The organism is Imperialibacter sp., from assembly GCF_040222815.1.
Taxonomy (GTDB): domain Bacteria; phylum Bacteroidota; class Bacteroidia; order Cytophagales; family Cyclobacteriaceae; genus Imperialibacter.
On sequence record NZ_JAVKCH010000027.1, the window covers coordinates 12,164 to 29,316 of the forward strand.

Sequence of the window (17,153 nt, forward strand, 5' to 3'; positions counted from 1 at the left end):
CATTCAACGCTTAATCACTTTTTTGCATAAAAAGCCCGTTGGCTTCTTCTATATAGCCGAGCAATTCTTCCTTTCCCCGCTTGTCTTCAGCTGAAGTCACGAACGATGGAGGCAGAAAAATCCAATACTTCTTCAATTCCCTCATAAAGGCCGCTACTGAAGATTGAGTATGGTTTTTTGACTGTTTGTCGGCTTTAGTGAACACAATTGATAGTGGTATTTCGTTCTCCCCTGCCCAGTTAAGAAACTCGAGGTCAATTTTTTGGGGAGGAAGCCTCGAATCGATGAGCACAAACAGGTTGCACAGGTTCTTCCTTTCCAGCAAGTATTGCTGGTTCATGATCTCCCACTTGGCCTTTTCTGTCTTGCTTACTTTGGCCCAGCCATAGCCCGGCATGTCCATCAGCAGCCACGAATCGTTGATCAGGAATTGGTTGAGCAACTGGGTCTTTCCTGGCTTTGACGACGTTTTGGCCAATTTACTGTGATTGGTCAGCATGTTGATGAGCGACGACTTGCCGACATTACTGCGCCCAATGAAAGCATACTCCGGCAGCTCGGATTCGGGGCAGGTATTAACGTTGGCATAGCTTGCCAGAAAAGTGGCTGTATCAATCCGCATTTTTTGAAATTTTGGCAAAGATACAAACCCTATCGAGAACAAATTTTAAAAACGCAAGGTTTGCAGTATACTTGCGAAAAGTTTCGCACACCAGTTCCCTCATTCATTGCCCTTTTACTGGTTTTATTGACAATTATTTGCACTAGATGACCGTAGTACCCTACAAAGAAAAGGAAGGAAGCAAGAAAGCTCAGGTAGCTGAAATGTTTAACAACATTAGCCGCCGGTACGATTTCCTCAATCACTTCCTCAGCCTTGGCATCGATATCGTTTGGAGAAAAAAAGCTGTTCGGGAGCTTAAAGAGATAAAGCCAAAGCAAATACTCGACATCGCTACGGGCACAGGTGACTTCGCTATTGAAGCCCTTTCATTGAAACCCGACAAAGTAATTGGCGTCGACATCTCGGAGGGCATGCTGGCCATGGGTAAGAAAAAAATTGCCCGCATGAAGCTGGAAGACAAAGTTGAACTTCAAATGGGCGATTCAGAAAAGTTGCTCTTCGATGACAATACCTTCGATGCAGTGATCGTTGCCTTTGGGGTAAGGAACTTCGAAAACCTGGAAAAAGGGCTGGCCGATATGTGGCGGGTGCTGAAACCAGGAGGAAAAGTGGTGGTGCTGGAGTTTTCAAAACCCACCCGCTTTCCCATGAAGCAGCTTTATAGCTTTTATTTTAAGTACATATTGCCTATTATCGGCAGAATGATTTCCAAAGACCGGGCGGCATATACATACCTTCCCGAGTCGGTAAAAGCGTTTCCCGACGGGGTGCTGTTTACTAACATACTGGATCGGGTTGGGTTCAAAAAAACAATATGCAAACCACAAACCTTCGGCATTTGCTCCATTTATACCGGCATCAAGTAGCAATAATTATTTTGCTGCTTGGCCTTGCTTCGTCATCCGTAGCGCAGCACAGCACTGTCATCAACCTACCCAACTACACTGAAAAGTTTCTTCACTATGGATTTGGAATGGGCCTGCACAGTTCCCGATATGCCATTCAATATTCCGATGCCTTTGCTGCCGATGACACGCTTCATTCGGTAGTTCCTCACAGCCTGGGCGGCTTCAAAATTGGCTTTATTTCCAACATGAGGGTGATGCAATACCTCGATTTCCGGTTTTTGATCACCGTTGGGTTCTATGAAAACAAACTACTGTATCGGTCGGTGACGGGAAACACACTGGAGCAGCTGGTTGACGCCACCACGGTGGAGTTGCCTATGCTGCTGAAATACCGATCAGTGAGGCGTGATAATATTGGGATGTACCTGATAGGTGGCATCACTCCTACCATTGAGGCCCGTGGAAAAGACGACAAAGCAGACGCCAGCGAGCGTTTGCTCACCAAAAGCACTTCTGTGGCGCTGGAAGCCGGTGTTGGCTTCGACCTCTACTACCCGCTGTTCAAGTTCGCCCCGGAAATTCGCTACTCCTGGGGAATCTCCAATATCCTGACTAACGACGTGAACAAGTACAACGATCCGCTAAAGCGGGTTTCACCTCACAACCTAACCCTTTACATTACCTTCGAAGGCGGTCCATCTTAATTTGCTCCGTTGACCATTCTCAACTTTCAGCAACTATTTGTCCACTGATTGTGGCAGGCTATGCGCCATTTGGTTGAAGTTTAGGTCGCTATGCCTTTAATTGCCGCTGTTTACTCACCAAAGCATTTTAGCTCCATGAAAAAGATCGCTCTCATCACAGGTGCCACCTCAGGCATTGGAAAATCAACTGCCCACTACCTTGCCGACCAGTTTTACCTGATCATTTGCGGAAGGCGAAAAGACAAGCTGGAGGAGCTGGCCCACAACCTGCGAACCGAAACTGATGTGCACGTACTGAGCTTCGACGTAAGAGATCAGCGGGCCGTGAACCAGGCCATTGAGTCGCTGCCATCGAACTGGAGAGATATCGATGTGCTTATCAACAATGCCGGCAATGCGCATGGCATGGATGTTATTCATGAGGGCAGCACACAAGACTGGGACGACATGATTGATATCAATGTGAAGGGGTTGCTTTATGTAAGCAAGGCCATCATCCCTGGTATGGTAGAAAAAAAGTCGGGTTTTATTGTAAACATTGGGTCAATTGCCGGGAAAGAGGTGTATCCAAAAGGCAATGTGTATTGTGCCAGCAAGCATGCCGTAGATGCCATTACCAACGGAATGCGACTGGACCTGAACCCCTATGGCATTAGAGTAACGGGCATTCACCCCGGTCTGGTGGAAACTGAATTTTCGCTGGTTCGCTTCAAAGGCGATGAAGAGAAAGCCAAACAGGTATACAAAGGAATGAAACCTCTGACAGGCGATGACGTGGCAGATGTAATCAAGTACGTGGTGACCCGGCCTCCTCATGTGCTGCTCAGCGACATCGTGCTATTCCCGACCGCCCAGGCAAGCGCCACCATGGTGCACAGGGAGTCCTGATCAGATTTCGGATTCAAAGGGAAACGGCATCAAATCACTGGCTTTTTCGAGCACCAGCACTTCATCGTTGGGGTAAAGCATTAACAACTTGAATGGACGGCGTTGCTTATGCTGCATTTCCATCATCACCTGTCGGCAGCCTCCGCATGGGTGAGCCGGCTCGGCCACTTCCGACTTTGCCGGAAAAGCGACAACAGCCAGTATTTCAATTGGCGTGTTGGGATAGTTGGATGACGCATGGTAGAGGCAAACCCTCTCAGCGCAAAGCCCTGCGGGAAAAGAACGATTTTCCTGATTGGAACCGGCCACGACAGTACCATCAGCCAGCAATGCCGCCGCCCCCACCTGAAAATTGGAATAAGGTGCGTGTGCAGTGAAGCGTGCCTGCGAGGCGCTTTTCACTAGTGCAGCCTCTTCTTTACCCAGCTCATCTAATGGCACGATTGTATAATCGATTTCTACTTTACCCGTTCTGCTCATATATACATATTCGATGGACAGCATTATACTGATTTATTGTTGAAAAAGTTTTAAAGCCTCCACCAAATCGGCTAATTTTCGAACGATTTAACCCAAAATATTTATGACGAAGCGCATACTGTTGGTCGGAGCCGGAAGGTCTTCCTTTTCTTTAATTAACTACCTCATCAGCCTTTTGAAAGAGAACAACTGGCAGCTCTGCATTGGCGATCTCGATGTTGGCTTTCTAAGTGAAAAGTTCGGCTCTGTTGAGAATGTGCAAGTAATCTCCTTTGACGTTTTTAATCAGGAGCAAAAAACCAAAGAAATAACGCAATCCGACCTGGTCATTTCTATGCTTCCAGCCAAGTTCCATATCCACGTGGCTGAAGTGTGTGCAGAGCATGGCATCAACATGATTACGGCGTCGTACGTCTCCGACGACGTCAAAGCGCTTGATGAAAAATTCAAAGCCAAAGGAGCTATTTGCGTCATGGAAATGGGCCTCGACCCTGGCCTCGATCATATGTCGGCCATGAAGGTGCTTGACCGGATCAAAGACAAAGGCTACAAGCTCCATGCGTTCGAAACCTTCACCGGAGGCCTGCTGGCACCTTCCACGGAGGACAACCCATGGCAGTACAAATTTACATGGAACCCCCGCAACGTGGTGCTGGCAGGGCAGGGCATTGTGAAGTTTATTCAGGAGGGGCGATTTAAGTATATTCCCTATCACAAGGTGTTCAGGCGCACAGAAGTCATCCACATACCCGGACATGGCTATTTTGAAGGATACGCCAACAGAGACTCGCTGAAGTATGTCGACTCCTATGAGCTTCAGAACATCCAAACCCTTTACCGGGGCACACTGCGCAGACCCGGTTTTTGCAAGGCCTGGGATATTTTTATCCAGTTGGGTGCGACCGACGACTCCTTTAAAATGGAGAGAGTCGACGAAATGACACACCGCCAGTTCATCAACTCATTTCTGTATTTCAATCCACATGATTCCGTAGAATTGAAACTGGCCCATTACCTGAACATTGACATGGAATCGGAAGAAATGTACAAGCTGAAGTGGCTGGGTCTGTTCGATGATGAGTTAGTTGGCTTAAAAGAAGGCACTCCGGCACAAATTCTGGAGCATATTCTCAAGAAAAAGTGGACGCCACGCAAAGACGAAAAGGACATGATCGTGATGTGGCATAAGTTTGACTTCAAAGAAGATGACCAGGCCAGAGAAATCCAGTCGTACATGGTAGTGATGGGCGACAATGCCAACGATACGGCCATGGCCAAAACAGTGGGGCTGCCTCTGGGCATTGGCGCTAAGATGATTTTGAATGGGGAGTTCAAACTGAGTGGTGTGCAAATACCCACGAAGAGAGAAATTTACAAGCCGGTGCTGAAGGAGCTGGAAGCCATGGGATTTGAATTCAGCGAAAGGGAAATAGACTTGATGGAAACAGCCAAAGGATAAGAACCGTCATAAATTCAAGTAATACGGTGCCAGCAGCTTTTTAAAGGCTGCGGTATAGGCATTTGAGTCATCTCGTATCACCAGTTCACTTTGTGTTGTCTTGGCTTCAGTTTTCGCATAGCAGGTGATCATTCTGAATATCGAGCCTCCTTCCTTGTTTCTGATGATGTGGTTTTCTAACGGATGCAGCCCTTGTAGTTTGGCCGTTTGGGCAAACAGTCCTGCCTCGTAGGCGGGATAGATCACATAAAACCTTCCCTCCGGCATTAGCAGCTTACCGACAACAGCAGCCAGGTCCTTCATTGAAAGGCTATAAGTATGCATCGCCAGCTTTCTTCTGACGTCATCGGATGGCACGTAGTTGGTGTAAAAAGGTGGATTGGAAACAATCATGTCGAAACACTCGGGAGCTTCTTCAGCAAAAACCTGAATGGTAGCGTTGACGATATTCACTCTTTCCCTCCATGGACTGCTTTCCACATTTCGAAGCGCCTGTGCAGCTGCCTCTCCGTCAGCTTCAACCGACGTTATTTTTCCATTCGTTCGTTGAGCGATCATTAAAGCCAGCAGCCCCGTACCGGAACCAATATCCAGAACACTGGCATCGCCACCACAGGTGGCAATAGCTCCTAACAGGCAGCCCTCAGTGCTCACCTTCATGGCCGCACCATCCTGATTGATCCTGAATTGCTTGAATTGAAAAAAGTTATTTCCCATACGATACCGCTTTCAACACCTTGCCCCTTCCCGTGATACACTCATTTGTAGCTGCATAAATAGCCGTTTGGAAGGCTAAAGTGATTTTCAGTGTTAAAAATACCTAAAAATAGGTATAGAACTCCGTGTTATTCTTGGGTACTTCGATGCGTACAAAAATGACAGCAGAAATCCTGTTCGGAAGCGATACCTGGAAAAAGTAAAGCAGCCGAAAAATGACCTGAGCAATCATTGGGGTTTCTGAAAATGTCGAACTACTAACTTCTAACCCCGTGAGGCAATGCAACCTGAAATCAACAATGATAAACCAATTGCGGATGATCTTAAAAGCTCATCTGTAATAGGGCTGATTACCAATTACAAGAGAAAAGGAATGTTTGAAGCTCGTTTGATAGAAAAAGACGACGATGATAAAAAATATATCTATTTGAAAGTGGGCCACGAAGACTTTTATATTGATCTGGACGAGAACGACATCCTAAGCGATATGTTCTCAGAGCATGAAATGGCCTCGCTTATCGAGGAGCTGATCATTGAAAATTTAAGACTGGAAAGCAACCTGAGGGCTGCATCACAATGGCTCACAACTGATGAGTCGACCATTTTGGAGCTATCGGCCAAAGGATACAACGCACAGCAATTGTGCTCAAAAACAGGCCTTTCATCAGACACTATCGAAACACTGAAGGGAGAGCTAAGCTTAAAACTGAACAAGAGCAGCTTCGAGGAGGCTCTGGAATTTATCAGAATCAAGAAACTTTAGTAGTCGTAAGTTTAAGTAGTAGAATCCTCGAATCCTTGGTCAACTAGTAAGTGCGGAGCTTCAGCGCTTTGCACTGCTAGCTGATCACACCTTTCGTTCTCAACATTGCCAGCATGGCCCCTCACCCAGTGAAACTTCACTTTATGAGGTGATGAAGCTTTTAAATACTCCTCCCAAAGGTCCTGATTCTTCTTTCCCTTAAACCCTTTTTTCACCCAGCCTGCCAGCCAGCCCTTTTCCACAGAGTTCACCACATACTGCGAATCGGAATATACGTCCACCTGCACACCCGGCCTCTTCAGTGCCTGAAGACCTCTGATGACAGCCAGCAGCTCCATCCTGTTGTTGGTTGTTAACCTATAGCCTTCACTTAGCTCCTTCCTGAGGTCTTTGTGCAGCAACACAGTGCCGTAGCCTCCCCGCCCCGGATTGCCTTTTGCTGCGCCGTCGGTGTACATGATTACCTTCATGTCAGTAGGTTGGTTTTAATCAGTTTGATGGCTATCGAAAGCAAGATGATTCCAAATACCTTCCGAAGGATGTTGAGCCCGGCTTTGCCCAGTTTACGTTCGAGCCAGTTGGTGGTTTTTAACACCAGGTAAACAAACAGCAGGTTGACCACGATGCCCACCAGTATATTCGGCAGGGAGTATTCCGCCCTCAGGGAAAGTAAGGTTGTCATGGTGCCTGCCCCGGCAATAAGCGGAAAAGCAATCGGTACAATAGAGCTGGAAGTAGCACCGCCCTCTATTTGCTCATGCTTAAAGAACTCCACACCAAGAATCATTTCCAAACCAATAATGAAAATCACCAGTGCTCCGGCAATGGCAAACGAGCTGATATCAACCCCAAAAAGACCGAGAATTTTCTCTCCCAGAAAGAGAAAAACGATCATTAAAACCCCCGACGCCAAAGTAGCCTTTTCTGACTGGATATGCCCTACCTTCTGCCTGAGCGACACAATGATGGGAATGCTACCAAGGATATCGATAACAGAAAAGAGGATAAGAGAAACAGAAAGAATTTCTTTGAAGCTGAACATTTTCCTTATGAAAATTTGGAGCGCAAATTTTGCTCTCTGAATCAGCTAATCAAAGTTTTTCTTGAGGAAAAAGCGAAGAGATTGGATTTCTTTTTTCTTGATGGAAGGAAAGTTGGCAATTCGTATAGTGTCTTCCTTCCACTCACCATAGCCACTTCCGAGGGTGAACCCAGCATCGGAGGACTTCTCCAGCAGCTCTTTTATCACCGAAGGTTCAGCTTTCAGTGGAATGACGGTAGTAGAACGCACCGATTCATTCTCGACAAGGGGTGTCCATGAGTCAAACTTGTTCAGAAAATCCATCCAGTCGAGAAACCTGTTTTTGACTTTTCTATTAATTTCTTCAATAGGTCTTCTGTCTTCCATCAGCCGGTAGAGCAGGTAAATACCTAATATATTCGGAGTGTAGGGAGTCTGGTCCTTTCTGCTATTGGCTATAGAAAAGAGAAGGCTGTTGTAGTGATCGTTCTCATTCAATTTCTCAGCCTTTGCAACGGCGGTCGGCGACAAGATCATAATCCCCATCCCAGAAGGCAGCCCGAATCCTTTTTGCACAGAGGCAAACCAAACATCGGCCATTTTGAAAGGCAGTGTTGTGGCTGCCATGCTGGAAGTGGCATCCACGGCAATGAGCCTGTCGGCGAACTGCCGCCGTAAAATCGTTAGTTCTACATCGCTTACCTGCGTGCCGTTGGAGGTTTCATTTTGTGTAACACAAACAACATCCGCCTCGTCAGGAACGGCAAGTAACTTTATGGGGATTGAATCTTCTATATCAAATGAAGCGGCATGGGTTTCAACACCGAGCTTTCCGGCATATTCACACCATTTATTACCAAACGCTCCGTTATACACATGAAAACTGGCTTTTGCTGTCAAGCTCTGCGCAATAATCTCCCAGCATTCGGTAGCTGACGAAGTGAAAATGATCTCGTAGTCTTCGGGCACATCTAGTTTTTGTTTGAGCAACTTCTTTGTCTTTTTGAAGAGCTTCATAAAGGCAGCACTCCGATGGTTTTCGGAAAGTATTCCTTCCATGTAAGCATCATAGAAGTACTCGGTCACCTTGGCATTGACCCTCGACGGCCCCGGATAAAAGGAGATGTGGCTCATTTATTATCAAGCAGGTATTGAACTCCTAGTTTGTAGCCTGTAAGCCCCAGTCCGCTGATGATCCCTACACAATTCTTTGTCAGGTAGCTATGATGGCGAAAAGCCTCACGGGCATAAATATTGGAGATGTGAACTTCCAAAACAGGTGTTTCGATAGCGGCGATGGCATCGGCAAGCGCCACCGAGGTATGCGTAAAAGCACCCGCATTGAGCACAACGCCTTTCTGCGAAAAACCAATTTTATGCAAATAGTCGATCAGTTCCCCTTCATGGTTTGACTGAAAATACTGCAAATCGACAGACGGAAATGCTTTCTTGAGTTCTTCGAAATAGGTTTCAAACGACTGAGCACCATAAATGCTTTTCTCACGCACTCCCAGTAGGTTCAGATTGGGTCCGTTAACGATACTTATTTGCATACCTTAAGCCTGTGTTATCTAAATATTTTGTAAAGTAAATGTTCCTTGACTATTGGCAAGTACAATTCTCCTAAATTTACTGCCTATGGCTTGGGAACTCTACATTAAGCAATTTAAAAATTACCTGAAACTGGAGCGCTCTCTGGCTCAGAATTCTATCGACGCCTACCTTCACGATGTGCGCCTGTTTGCACAGTTTATGGAAATCAAAGGGCTTTCGCTGAGCCCCGAAGAAGTAAAGCCTAAGCATATCCACGATTTTCTGGAACATGTGAACGAACTTGGCCTGGCCGCCCACTCGCAGGCACGGATCATCTCAGGCCTCAAGGCCTATTTCCGGTTTCTGCTTAATGAGGGTGATATCCAGAAAGACCCGATGGCGCTTATTGAATCGCCTAAATTGGGGCGCAAGCTACCCGACACCCTCGACTACAACGAAATAGAGCAGCTTCTGGCAGCCATTGACCTCTCAACACCTGAGGGAATGCGTAATAGAACCATTCTTGAAACGCTCTACGGGTCTGGTCTTCGGGTATCCGAATTAGTCGGTCTCAAAAGAGAAAACGTGTTTCTGGATGTCGACTTTCTCAGAGTGCTCGGCAAGGGTAGCAAAGAAAGGCTGGTTCCGCTTGGCTCCGACTCCAAGAAATACCTCACTATGTACATGAACGAGGTGCGGGTGCATATTCCCATCAAACCAGGTAACGAGGCATTTGTGTTTTTGAACAGGCGTGGTTCTAAGCTCAGCAGGGTGATGGTGTTTATGGTGATCAAAGACCTGGCAGCGAAAATTGGACTAAAAAAGAAAATCAGCCCGCACACCTTCCGCCATTCATTCGCTACGCACCTCATAGAAGGCGGTGCCGACCTGAGGGCGGTGCAGGAAATGCTGGGGCACGAATCCATCACCACCACGGAAATTTATACCCACCTCGACAGAGACTACCTGAGGCAGGTGATTACGCAGTTCCACCCACGGAGTTAAAATTGGTGGATTAATGCTTTGTTGTTTTCTTTGCCCATAAATATCGTTGAATGTACAAAGCCCTTATTAAGCCCCTATTTTTCTTGCTTTCTCCCGAAAAAGCGCACTACCTGGCCATGAATTTGCTTTCGCTGGTTTGTAAAATACCTGGCGGAAAGTGGCTGACGTCTGCACTATTTAGCTACCAGCGGCCTTCACTGGAAAAAGAAGTGTTTGGCATCAAATTCCCCAACCCCGTTGGTCTGGCTGCCGGATTTGATAAGGATGCCAGGTGGATCGACAGCCTGGATGCGCTGGGCTTTGGCTTTATTGAAATTGGTACATTGACGCCAAAAGCGCAGGACGGAAACCCGAAACCACGGCTTTTCAGGCTGCCGGAGGATGAGTCGCTTATAAACAGAATGGGCTTCAACAACCAGGGAGTAGACGCAGCGGTGGTAAGGCTTCGTCAAAGAAAATCAAAAGTCATTGTGGGTGGCAATATTGGCAAAAACAAAGTAACCCCGAATGAGAAAGCTGTCGACGACTATGCTATCAACTTTCTTAAGCTGTTTGATGTAGTTGATTACTTCGTAGTCAATGTAAGCTCACCCAACACGCCCAACCTTCGGGCCCTTCAGGAGAAAGAGCCGCTGAAAGCGTTGCTATCGAGCCTGCAAACGATGAACCTTTCGAAGCCAGCGCCAAAACCAATTTTATTGAAAATCGCTCCCGATTTAACGAATAGCCAACTGGACGACGTCGTTGAAATTGTTACCGAAACCGGTATTGCAGGCATTATCGCCACCAACACCACTATCAGCCGAGATGGGCTTGTTACTGACCAGCAAAAGGTTGAGCAAATAGGTGCTGGTGGTCTCAGTGGAAAAGTCCTCAAAGAAAGGTCCACCGAAGTCATTCGCTATTTACACACCAAGACCAACGGAGGAATTCCCATTATTGGCGTGGGTGGCATCTCTACAGCCGCCGATGCGAAGGAGAAACTTGATGCTGGCGCCTCCCTGGTGCAGGTGTACTCAGGCTTTATTTACGAAGGACCATCCATTGTGAAGAACATTCTGAAACAGCTTTGATCGTTGAAAAGCTTTCAGCAGAAAGCTCATAGTTGCTGGCAAAGGAGCACACAAGAAACTCCTGTGCCTTTCGTTGAATTGCTGAAGAGGTATCACTATTTTTGAGGCTTATTCATACATCCTGGGAGAACCTCCTACATGGCAAAAAACACTTTCAAAACAAATAATTACAAAAAAGAAGAACCAAAGAAGGAGAGCACGCCCCTTCCCAATTTTTTCAAGGACAAAAGAACCCACCTCGTTTTCGGCTTCTTTTTGCTCATTCTTTCCATCTTCCTATTTGTGTCATTTTTCTCCTACTTGTTTTCGGGTAAGGCCGACCAAAGTGTGGTGGAGTCATTCATGGATACGGGAATAAGGGCTTCGGGGTCGGAAATCAAAAACTGGCTTGGGCTCCTCGGTGCCGTCACTTCACATTTCTTTATTTTCAAGTGGTTTGGTATTGCGTGCCTGCTGGTTCCGCCATTCTTATTCATTGTGGGGTTCAAAATACTGTTTGGCAAATACCTGCTCCCCCCCTTTCGGGTGCTTTCTTTCTCTTTGTTCTTCATCTTTTGGACAAGCCTCCTGCTGGGCTTCTTTTTGCTTTCCAGCAATGAGATTTCAGAATATGGATTCCTTAGCGGGGGCATCGGCTACGAGCTGGCGTTGATTTTTAACGAATTCATGGGCTGGGGCACCTTCTTGTTCCTGGTGTTCGCTTTTCTGGCGTTCAATATCTACTTCTTCAACATCACCAAACTTTTCACAGAAACAGTTCATGCTCCGGTAGTGGAAAGTGAGACTGAGGAGGGAGAATTTACGGAAGAAACAGAAGAAGTTTCCGACGAAGAAGAACTCGAAAGCTGGACTGTGAGCGGGAAAGAAAACGAAGAGCCTATAGAACTAGCCCTTGACAAGGAGCCACCCGTAAAAGAAAAAAGCACCGGCAATGTGCCGCTGGAGCTACTCAATGAGGAAGATCTGGAGGCAGAGCAGGAAGTAGACAAAGCCCTCAAAAAAATCCTCAGCTCATCGCCCAAGCCCTCAGTGTCTGAAGACGTAGCCCTTGAGGTGGAGGAAGTGGAGGAAGAGGTGGTAGACGGAAAGCTGGCCAACTACGACCCCACCCTCGACCTGCCGAAATACAAGTATCCAACGCCTGAGTTGCTGAACGATTACCCCGACAACAAGGTAAAAGTGACGAAAGAAGAGCTGGAGGCCAACAAGGACAAGATTGTAGAGACCCTTACCAACTTCAAAATTGGCATTTCCAGCATTAAGGCAACCATCGGCCCTACTGTTACGCTCTACGAAATAGTACCGGACGCCGGGGTGAAAATTTCAAAGATCAAGAACCTCGAAGACGACATTGCGCTGAGCCTGGCTGCCCTGGGTATACGGATTATCGCACCGATTCCCGGGAGGGGAACGATCGGTATTGAAGTGCCCAACAAGAACAGGGAAATGGTGGACATGAAGTCGGTGATCATGACCGAGAAGTTCATGAAAAGCGACAAAGAACTGCCCGTGGTTTTGGGTAAAACAATCTCCAACGAGGTGTTTGTACTCGACCTGGCCAAAATGCCTCACATGCTGATGGCTGGAGCCACGGGACAGGGAAAGTCAGTAGGTATCAACGTACTGCTCACCTCTCTGATCTACAAAAAGCACCCATCGCAGCTCAAGTTTGTGCTGGTCGATCCGAAAAAAGTTGAATTAACACTATTCAACACCATCGAGCGTCACTTTTTAGCGAAACTGCCCAACAGTGAAGAAGCCATCATCACCGACACCAAGAAAGTGATATTCACGCTGAACTCTCTGTGTATTGAGATGGATCAGCGTTACGACCTGCTGAAAGATGCGGCTTGCCGGAACATCAAAGAATACAACGGAAAGTTCGTCAACCGAAAACTGCTTCCAACAAAAGGGCACCGGTTCCTCCCTTACATCGTAGTGGTGATCGACGAATTAGCCGACCTGATGATGACAGCCGGCAAGGAGATAGAAACGCCTATCGCCCGACTTGCGCAGCTTGCCAGGGCCATTGGCATTCACCTGGTGGTGGCCACACAGCGCCCCTCTGTGAACGTCATCACTGGTGTAATCAAAGCCAACTTCCCGGCAAGGCTATCATTCAGAGTAGCCTCCAAGATCGACTCACGTACCATCCTCGACGCCGGCGGTGCCGATCAGCTGGTGGGGATGGGCGATATGCTGCTGTCTACAGGTAGCGACATCATCAGGTTGCAATGCGCCTTTGTCGACACACCTGAGGTAGAAAGGGTGTGCGAATTCATTGCAGCTCAAAGAGGTTATGACACCGCCTACATCCTTCCCGAATTTGACGGAGACGAGGGCGGCGAAAGCGGAGTGGGTGAGGTGGATCTATCAGACAGGGATGCTTTGTTTGATGAAGCTGCCAAACTCATCGTCATGCACCAGCAAGGCAGCACCTCGCTCATTCAAAGAAAAATGAAGCTGGGCTACAACAGGGCGGGAAGGCTCATCGACCAGCTGGAAGCAGCCGGAATAGTAGGGCCATTTGAGGGCAGCAAGGCGAGAGAAGTGCTGGTAAAAGACGAAATGGAGCTGGAATTTATCCTTAAAGGGCTTGATAATTAAACTTGGCACCAAACTTGGACAACAGGTACCTGACCTCCACAATCTGAAGCATTCAAACTTTATTGAGAGATTGGTGAGATAAAAGGTGTAGTTTTACAAGTTGGAAATGATAGTTTTTAAAAAAGAAGCAATGACATTAAAAGGAGTATTGAGTTTATTAGCATTAGTATTGACCACTTTTGTTTACGCACAGCAAGACCCGGCTGCAAGAGAAGTTCTTGATGCTATGAGCAATAAGTACCGCAAGGTACCAGCCTTCACAGCCGATTTCACCTACATACTTGAGAACCCGCAGGAAGGTCTCAATGAACAATTTGCAGGGAAAATTACTGTAAAGGGAGCAAAGTTTAAGCTGGAACTCGAAGGGCAGGAAATCATCAATGATGGCGAAACCGTTTGGACTTACCTTGGGGAAGTCAATGAGGTGACAATCAACACCTACAGCCCTGATGATGCTGAGATTAACCTGAACAATATATTTGACTTGTATAAAACAGGTTACAAATACATGATGGTGGATGACATGACCACTGCCACCAAAAAAACTGTGGACTTGGTTCCCGATGACAAAAACCTGAACTACTTTAAGATAAGGATGGACATTACAAGCGCAGGAAACAACCTGAACAGCTTTAAGATTTTCGACAAATCGGGCAACAGATACACTTACGCCATCACGAAGTTCACTGAGCAGCCAACACTAAGCGACAAGGTTTTTGTGTTCGACATAGCTGCCCACAAGGGCGTGGAGGTGATTGACTTTCGTTAGTCATCCTGCTTCTAAAGAACATAAAAAAGAAGGCCATCGGAACATCGATGGCCTTCTTTTTTATGTGATTCTGTTTGAATTACCTCACGCTGAATCCAACGCCAGCAGTAATTGTATTGTACTTCTGCACGGTATAATCACCATGTAGGGTGAGGATAGCCAATTTCAAACGAAGTCCGATGGTGGCTCTTGCTCCTCCTGACTTGAACATCAAGTCGACAGGATCCTGCAATTCGATATCCGCAGAAGCACCGTTTGAAGCTTCAGCTTCGATTGTGTAAGTACCCAACATTTTCAAGTTCGACTTAATCGAATTGGCACCAAACCCGCCGTATACGGTAAGAATGGATAGCTTTTTGGATACAAGTATCTGATAAGTCAGCGAGCTCACGGAAATCTCTCCGGTTCCATCATCAGTGATTTCAGAACCAGCAAAACTGTTTTCAGCACTTAGCTTTGTGTAGCCAATAAGTACCGAGGCATCGAACGGGAGCACTTTCATTCCAGGAATCCATTGTTTGAAGTCGTGCATGACGCCAATACCGAATAGGCTGATAGAAAAATCCTCTGAAGCAATGGTTGGCATCAACCTCAGTTTCAAATCAGTGCCTTTCGGCAAGCCTATGCCCAATTGTGCTACAGGCGTTGGTACATAAGGAAACCCAAACCCTGAAGGTAGCTCAACAGCGCTATTTACCGTATAGGTCTGTCCCTGGTATTCTCTTTGATAACTTAACTGTAATTCTGATTCAGTGTCTCCTGGCCCGAAAAGTGTTTCCACATCGGCAGTGCTTTGGGCAGCGCCGCCATTTTGACTCACGCCAGAAATTGAACTGTAGTCGGATGCATTGAACTTAAAAACCTGTCCCTCTTGCGGAACTGAGGCCAAATTCACGGAAACGGTCAAATCAAAGCCCGGAAATTTGTGAGGAGCAGCAGTGTTGTACCATCCATTGGCCATCCCTACGCCAAAGCCAGTAAAAAAAGGCCCCACGTAGTTTTCCAGCAATTTTTCGGCATCGTCACCTTGCGCTTTCAACACTTCAGAGAAATCCTGACCTTTTGACTCCTTTGAAGAAAGAACAACAATAAAAAGGGCTAACCCGAGACAACTAAAAACTTTTGTAAAAACAGACTTCATACGTTATACGATTTAGATTGGTTCATTATTTAGTCAAACCTATTAAAATGTAATTTTAATCAATTCATCTCAAGATTTATCAAAATGTTCTCAAAATTGACTTTTTCGAGCGTTGGCATCAATCCCCTAAAGTGGGTATTTATTTTGCTTAGCTCCCCGTTGACTTAAAAGAGAGCACACAAAGTCCCCCCAAAAGCGTCAGCCAGCATTCCCTGCGAAGAAGCGAAGTTGGTCAGCATGGTGGTGCGTTTTTTACTTAATTTGCGGCATGATCTACTTTCTTTATAAAGCAGGGGCCTGGATATACTTTGCATTGATAAGAATTGTTGCTGTTGTGAACCCGAAAGCCGCCCTTTTTTATAAGGGGAGAAAGAACCTGTTTCGTAACCTTGAGGACAATTTACCTTCGAGCAGCGAACCACTTGTTTGGTTTCATGCCGCCTCACTGGGAGAGTTTGAGCAGGGAAGGCCCGTGATCGAAGAACTCAAAAAGAGGCTGCCAAACGTGAGAATTCTGCTCACTTTCTTTTCTCCATCGGGCTTTGAGGTGAGAAAAGGGTATGCGATGGTCGATTATATCTGCTATCTGCCCATTGAGTCTGCAGAAAACGTTAAACGGTTCTATGATCTCACCAATCCAAAGCTGGCTGTGTTTGTTAAGTACGAGTTTTGGAAGGAATACATAGACCAGGCACATAGCCGAAACATCCCTCTGCTCTCCATTTCATCTATTTTTTGGGAAGCCCAGATTTACTTCAAAAGCTACGGCAAGTTTCTTAAAGAGTCGCTCTATTATTTCGATCATTTTTTTGTGCAAAATGAAACAAGCAAGCGACTACTTGAAAGCATCAATATTGACAGAATAACAGTTGCTGGTGACACCAGATTTGACAGAGTAACCACCATAAGGCAACAAGCAAAGGACATTGAGATAGCCAGGGTATTTAAAGATGATGAGTTGGTCATTGTGCTCGGAAGTGTGTGGGAGAGTGACATGAAAGTACTCTTTCCGGCGCTCAACGCTCTGGGTAAAAAAGTCAAAATCATTATTGCTCCACATCAAATTGAGCCGGGTTTTCTGACTAAAATTGAAATGAAGTTCAATCACTCATCCGTCCGTTTTTCGAAAGCAACCGCTGAAAACGCCGCTAACTACCGACTGCTCTTGATCGATAATATCGGCATGCTATCATCTCTTTATGGCTACGGGGAAATCGCCTTTGTGGGAGGAGGTTTTCGGGGAGGGCTCCACAACACCCTGGAACCGGCAGCTTTTGGCATTCCAGTGCTGTGGGGCGATAGTGAATCAAATGCAAGGTTTGCGGAAATCGCAGGCCTTATCGACTCGGGAGGAGGGCTGCCAATAGGCAGCTCTACCGGTGCTGCAAAGGTACTTGCCGATCTGGTAGAAAACGCAGAAACTAGGAAGGCGAAGGGTAAGGCAGCCGGAGACTACGTCCAAAGTAAAACAGGAGCCACCGACACCATAGTTGAGTACCTGACCAAACAACTTAAGTAGC

At 46.6% G+C, this 17,153-nt stretch carries 18 protein-coding genes; 10 read left to right on the top strand and 8 right to left on the bottom strand.

The window, feature by feature from the left end; all coding sequences use genetic code 11:
- Positions 1-10 precede the first annotated feature (10 nt).
- Entirely contained in the window at positions 11-622 is a 612-nt protein-coding gene (yihA, locus tag RIF36_RS15440; protein WP_350078953.1) for a ribosome biogenesis GTP-binding protein YihA/YsxC, read from the bottom strand.
- A gap of 146 nt (positions 623-768) precedes the next feature.
- Between yihA and ubiE the strand changes: the two genes are divergently transcribed.
- The 3 genes from ubiE to RIF36_RS15455 all read left to right on the top strand — a co-directional run bounded on the left by ubiE (position 769) and on the right by RIF36_RS15455 (position 3,065).
- On the top strand, positions 769-1,491 hold the full coding sequence (ubiE, locus tag RIF36_RS15445) for a bifunctional demethylmenaquinone methyltransferase/2-methoxy-6-polyprenyl-1,4-benzoquinol methylase UbiE (RefSeq protein ID WP_317490802.1): 723 nt from the start codon (positions 769-771) through the stop codon (positions 1,489-1,491).
- Positions 1,440-2,177, top strand: a complete 738-nt coding sequence (gene porT / locus RIF36_RS15450) for a type IX secretion/gliding motility protein PorT/SprT (protein ID WP_350078949.1) — start codon at positions 1,440-1,442, stop codon at positions 2,175-2,177. Before ubiE ends, porT begins: the two co-directional genes overlap by 52 nt.
- Positions 2,178-2,312: 135 nt before the next feature.
- Positions 2,313-3,065, top strand: coding sequence for an SDR family NAD(P)-dependent oxidoreductase (locus RIF36_RS15455; RefSeq protein ID WP_350078947.1), 753 nt, complete (start codon positions 2,313-2,315; stop codon positions 3,063-3,065).
- Here RIF36_RS15455 and RIF36_RS15460 read toward each other — a convergent pair whose 3' ends face one another.
- Positions 3,066-3,569: a cytidine deaminase gene (locus tag RIF36_RS15460; RefSeq protein ID WP_350078945.1), complete on the bottom strand. Its 504-nt coding sequence runs from the start codon at positions 3,567-3,569 to the stop codon at positions 3,066-3,068.
- A 79-nt stretch (positions 3,570-3,648) separates the two neighbouring features.
- Between RIF36_RS15460 and RIF36_RS15465 the strand changes: the two genes are divergently transcribed.
- Positions 3,649-5,004, top strand: a complete 1,356-nt coding sequence (locus tag RIF36_RS15465) for a saccharopine dehydrogenase family protein (protein ID WP_350078944.1) — start codon at positions 3,649-3,651, stop codon at positions 5,002-5,004.
- Between the two features lie 6 nt (positions 5,005-5,010).
- On the opposite strand, the gene RIF36_RS15470 is transcribed toward RIF36_RS15465, so the two are convergent.
- Positions 5,011-5,721 (bottom strand): tRNA1(Val) (adenine(37)-N6)-methyltransferase, encoded by a 711-nt coding sequence (locus tag RIF36_RS15470; RefSeq protein ID WP_350078942.1) that lies wholly within the window; start codon positions 5,719-5,721, stop codon positions 5,011-5,013.
- A 280-nt stretch (positions 5,722-6,001) separates the two neighbouring features.
- On the opposite strand from RIF36_RS15470, the gene RIF36_RS15475 reads away from it, so the two are divergent.
- Complete coding sequence (locus tag RIF36_RS15475; RefSeq protein ID WP_350078940.1) at positions 6,002-6,484, top strand: hypothetical protein; 483 nt, start codon at positions 6,002-6,004, stop codon at positions 6,482-6,484.
- A gap of 11 nt (positions 6,485-6,495) precedes the next feature.
- Here RIF36_RS15475 and rnhA read toward each other — a convergent pair whose 3' ends face one another.
- From rnhA to aroQ, 4 genes are read right to left on the bottom strand one after another with little or no spacing between them, the layout of a single operon-like run.
- The gene (rnhA, locus tag RIF36_RS15480; RefSeq protein ID WP_350078938.1) at positions 6,496-6,954 is read right to left on the bottom strand and encodes a ribonuclease HI; all 459 of its coding nucleotides are present in this window, start codon (positions 6,952-6,954) and stop codon (positions 6,496-6,498) included.
- On the bottom strand, positions 6,951-7,526 hold the full coding sequence (locus tag RIF36_RS15485) for a MarC family protein (protein WP_317490794.1): 576 nt from the start codon (positions 7,524-7,526) through the stop codon (positions 6,951-6,953). The genes rnhA and RIF36_RS15485 overlap by 4 nt, the downstream gene beginning before the upstream one ends.
- Positions 7,527-7,571: 45 nt before the next feature.
- Positions 7,572-8,639, bottom strand: a complete 1,068-nt coding sequence (locus RIF36_RS15490; protein WP_350078936.1) for an aminotransferase class V-fold PLP-dependent enzyme — start codon at positions 8,637-8,639, stop codon at positions 7,572-7,574.
- Positions 8,636-9,058 carry a type II 3-dehydroquinate dehydratase gene (gene aroQ / locus RIF36_RS15495; protein WP_317490792.1) on the bottom strand — a complete coding sequence of 141 codons (423 nt, stop codon included), beginning with the start codon at positions 9,056-9,058 and terminating at the stop codon, positions 8,636-8,638. Before aroQ ends, RIF36_RS15490 begins: the two co-directional genes overlap by 4 nt.
- Positions 9,059-9,143: 85 nt before the next feature.
- Here aroQ and xerD point away from each other — a divergent pair, with 85 nt between their 5' ends.
- The 4 genes from xerD to lolA1 all read left to right on the top strand — a co-directional run bounded on the left by xerD (position 9,144) and on the right by lolA1 (position 14,492).
- Positions 9,144-10,043, top strand: coding sequence for a site-specific tyrosine recombinase XerD (gene xerD / locus RIF36_RS15500; RefSeq protein WP_350123540.1), 900 nt, complete (start codon positions 9,144-9,146; stop codon positions 10,041-10,043).
- Between the two features lie 50 nt (positions 10,044-10,093).
- Positions 10,094-11,116: a quinone-dependent dihydroorotate dehydrogenase gene (locus RIF36_RS15505; RefSeq protein ID WP_350123543.1), complete on the top strand. Its 1,023-nt coding sequence runs from the start codon at positions 10,094-10,096 to the stop codon at positions 11,114-11,116.
- Between the two features lie 138 nt (positions 11,117-11,254).
- Positions 11,255-13,723, top strand: coding sequence for an FtsK/SpoIIIE family DNA translocase (locus RIF36_RS15510; protein WP_350123547.1), 2,469 nt, complete (start codon positions 11,255-11,257; stop codon positions 13,721-13,723).
- Positions 13,724-13,853: 130 nt separating this feature from the next.
- Positions 13,854-14,492 (top strand): outer membrane lipoprotein periplasmic chaperone LolA1, encoded by a 639-nt coding sequence (gene lolA1 / locus RIF36_RS15515; protein ID WP_350094221.1) that lies wholly within the window; start codon positions 13,854-13,856, stop codon positions 14,490-14,492.
- Positions 14,493-14,571: 79 nt separating this feature from the next.
- Here the strand turns inward: lolA1 and RIF36_RS15520 are convergent, their stop codons facing one another.
- The gene (locus RIF36_RS15520) at positions 14,572-15,633 is read right to left on the bottom strand and encodes a DUF6588 family protein (RefSeq protein ID WP_350078926.1); all 1,062 of its coding nucleotides are present in this window, start codon (positions 15,631-15,633) and stop codon (positions 14,572-14,574) included.
- 268 nt (positions 15,634-15,901) lie between these two features.
- Here RIF36_RS15520 and RIF36_RS15525 point away from each other — a divergent pair, with 268 nt between their 5' ends.
- Positions 15,902-17,152, top strand: a complete 1,251-nt coding sequence (locus tag RIF36_RS15525) for a 3-deoxy-D-manno-octulosonic acid transferase (RefSeq protein WP_350123549.1) — start codon at positions 15,902-15,904, stop codon at positions 17,150-17,152.
- Position 17,153: the final 1 nt, after the last annotated feature.

Bases quoted from the DNA above. Each gene is read 5' to 3' on its own strand.
- yihA (WP_350078953.1), bottom strand. From the start codon at position 622: ATGCGGATTGATACAGCCACTTTTCTGGCAAGCTATGCCAACGTTAAT.
- ubiE (WP_317490802.1), top strand. From the start codon at position 769: ATGACCGTAGTACCCTACAAAGAAAAGGAAGGAAGCAAGAAAGCTCAG.
- porT (WP_350078949.1), top strand. From the start codon at position 1,440: ATGCAAACCACAAACCTTCGGCATTTGCTCCATTTATACCGGCATCAA.
- RIF36_RS15455 (WP_350078947.1), top strand. From the start codon at position 2,313: ATGAAAAAGATCGCTCTCATCACAGGTGCCACCTCAGGCATTGGAAAA.
- RIF36_RS15460 (WP_350078945.1), bottom strand. From the start codon at position 3,569: ATGCTGTCCATCGAATATGTATATATGAGCAGAACGGGTAAAGTAGAA.
- RIF36_RS15465 (WP_350078944.1), top strand. From the start codon at position 3,649: ATGACGAAGCGCATACTGTTGGTCGGAGCCGGAAGGTCTTCCTTTTCT.
- RIF36_RS15470 (WP_350078942.1), bottom strand. From the start codon at position 5,721: ATGGGAAATAACTTTTTTCAATTCAAGCAATTCAGGATCAATCAGGAT.
- RIF36_RS15475 (WP_350078940.1), top strand. From the start codon at position 6,002: ATGCAACCTGAAATCAACAATGATAAACCAATTGCGGATGATCTTAAA.
- rnhA (WP_350078938.1), bottom strand. From the start codon at position 6,954: ATGAAGGTAATCATGTACACCGACGGCGCAGCAAAAGGCAATCCGGGG.
- RIF36_RS15485 (WP_317490794.1), bottom strand. From the start codon at position 7,526: ATGTTCAGCTTCAAAGAAATTCTTTCTGTTTCTCTTATCCTCTTTTCT.
- RIF36_RS15490 (WP_350078936.1), bottom strand. From the start codon at position 8,639: ATGAGCCACATCTCCTTTTATCCGGGGCCGTCGAGGGTCAATGCCAAG.
- aroQ (WP_317490792.1), bottom strand. From the start codon at position 9,058: ATGCAAATAAGTATCGTTAACGGACCCAATCTGAACCTACTGGGAGTG.
- xerD (WP_350123540.1), top strand. From the start codon at position 9,144: ATGGCTTGGGAACTCTACATTAAGCAATTTAAAAATTACCTGAAACTG.
- RIF36_RS15505 (WP_350123543.1), top strand. From the start codon at position 10,094: ATGTACAAAGCCCTTATTAAGCCCCTATTTTTCTTGCTTTCTCCCGAA.
- RIF36_RS15510 (WP_350123547.1), top strand. From the start codon at position 11,255: ATGGCAAAAAACACTTTCAAAACAAATAATTACAAAAAAGAAGAACCA.
- lolA1 (WP_350094221.1), top strand. From the start codon at position 13,854: ATGACATTAAAAGGAGTATTGAGTTTATTAGCATTAGTATTGACCACT.
- RIF36_RS15520 (WP_350078926.1), bottom strand. From the start codon at position 15,633: ATGAAGTCTGTTTTTACAAAAGTTTTTAGTTGTCTCGGGTTAGCCCTT.
- RIF36_RS15525 (WP_350123549.1), top strand. From the start codon at position 15,902: ATGATCTACTTTCTTTATAAAGCAGGGGCCTGGATATACTTTGCATTG.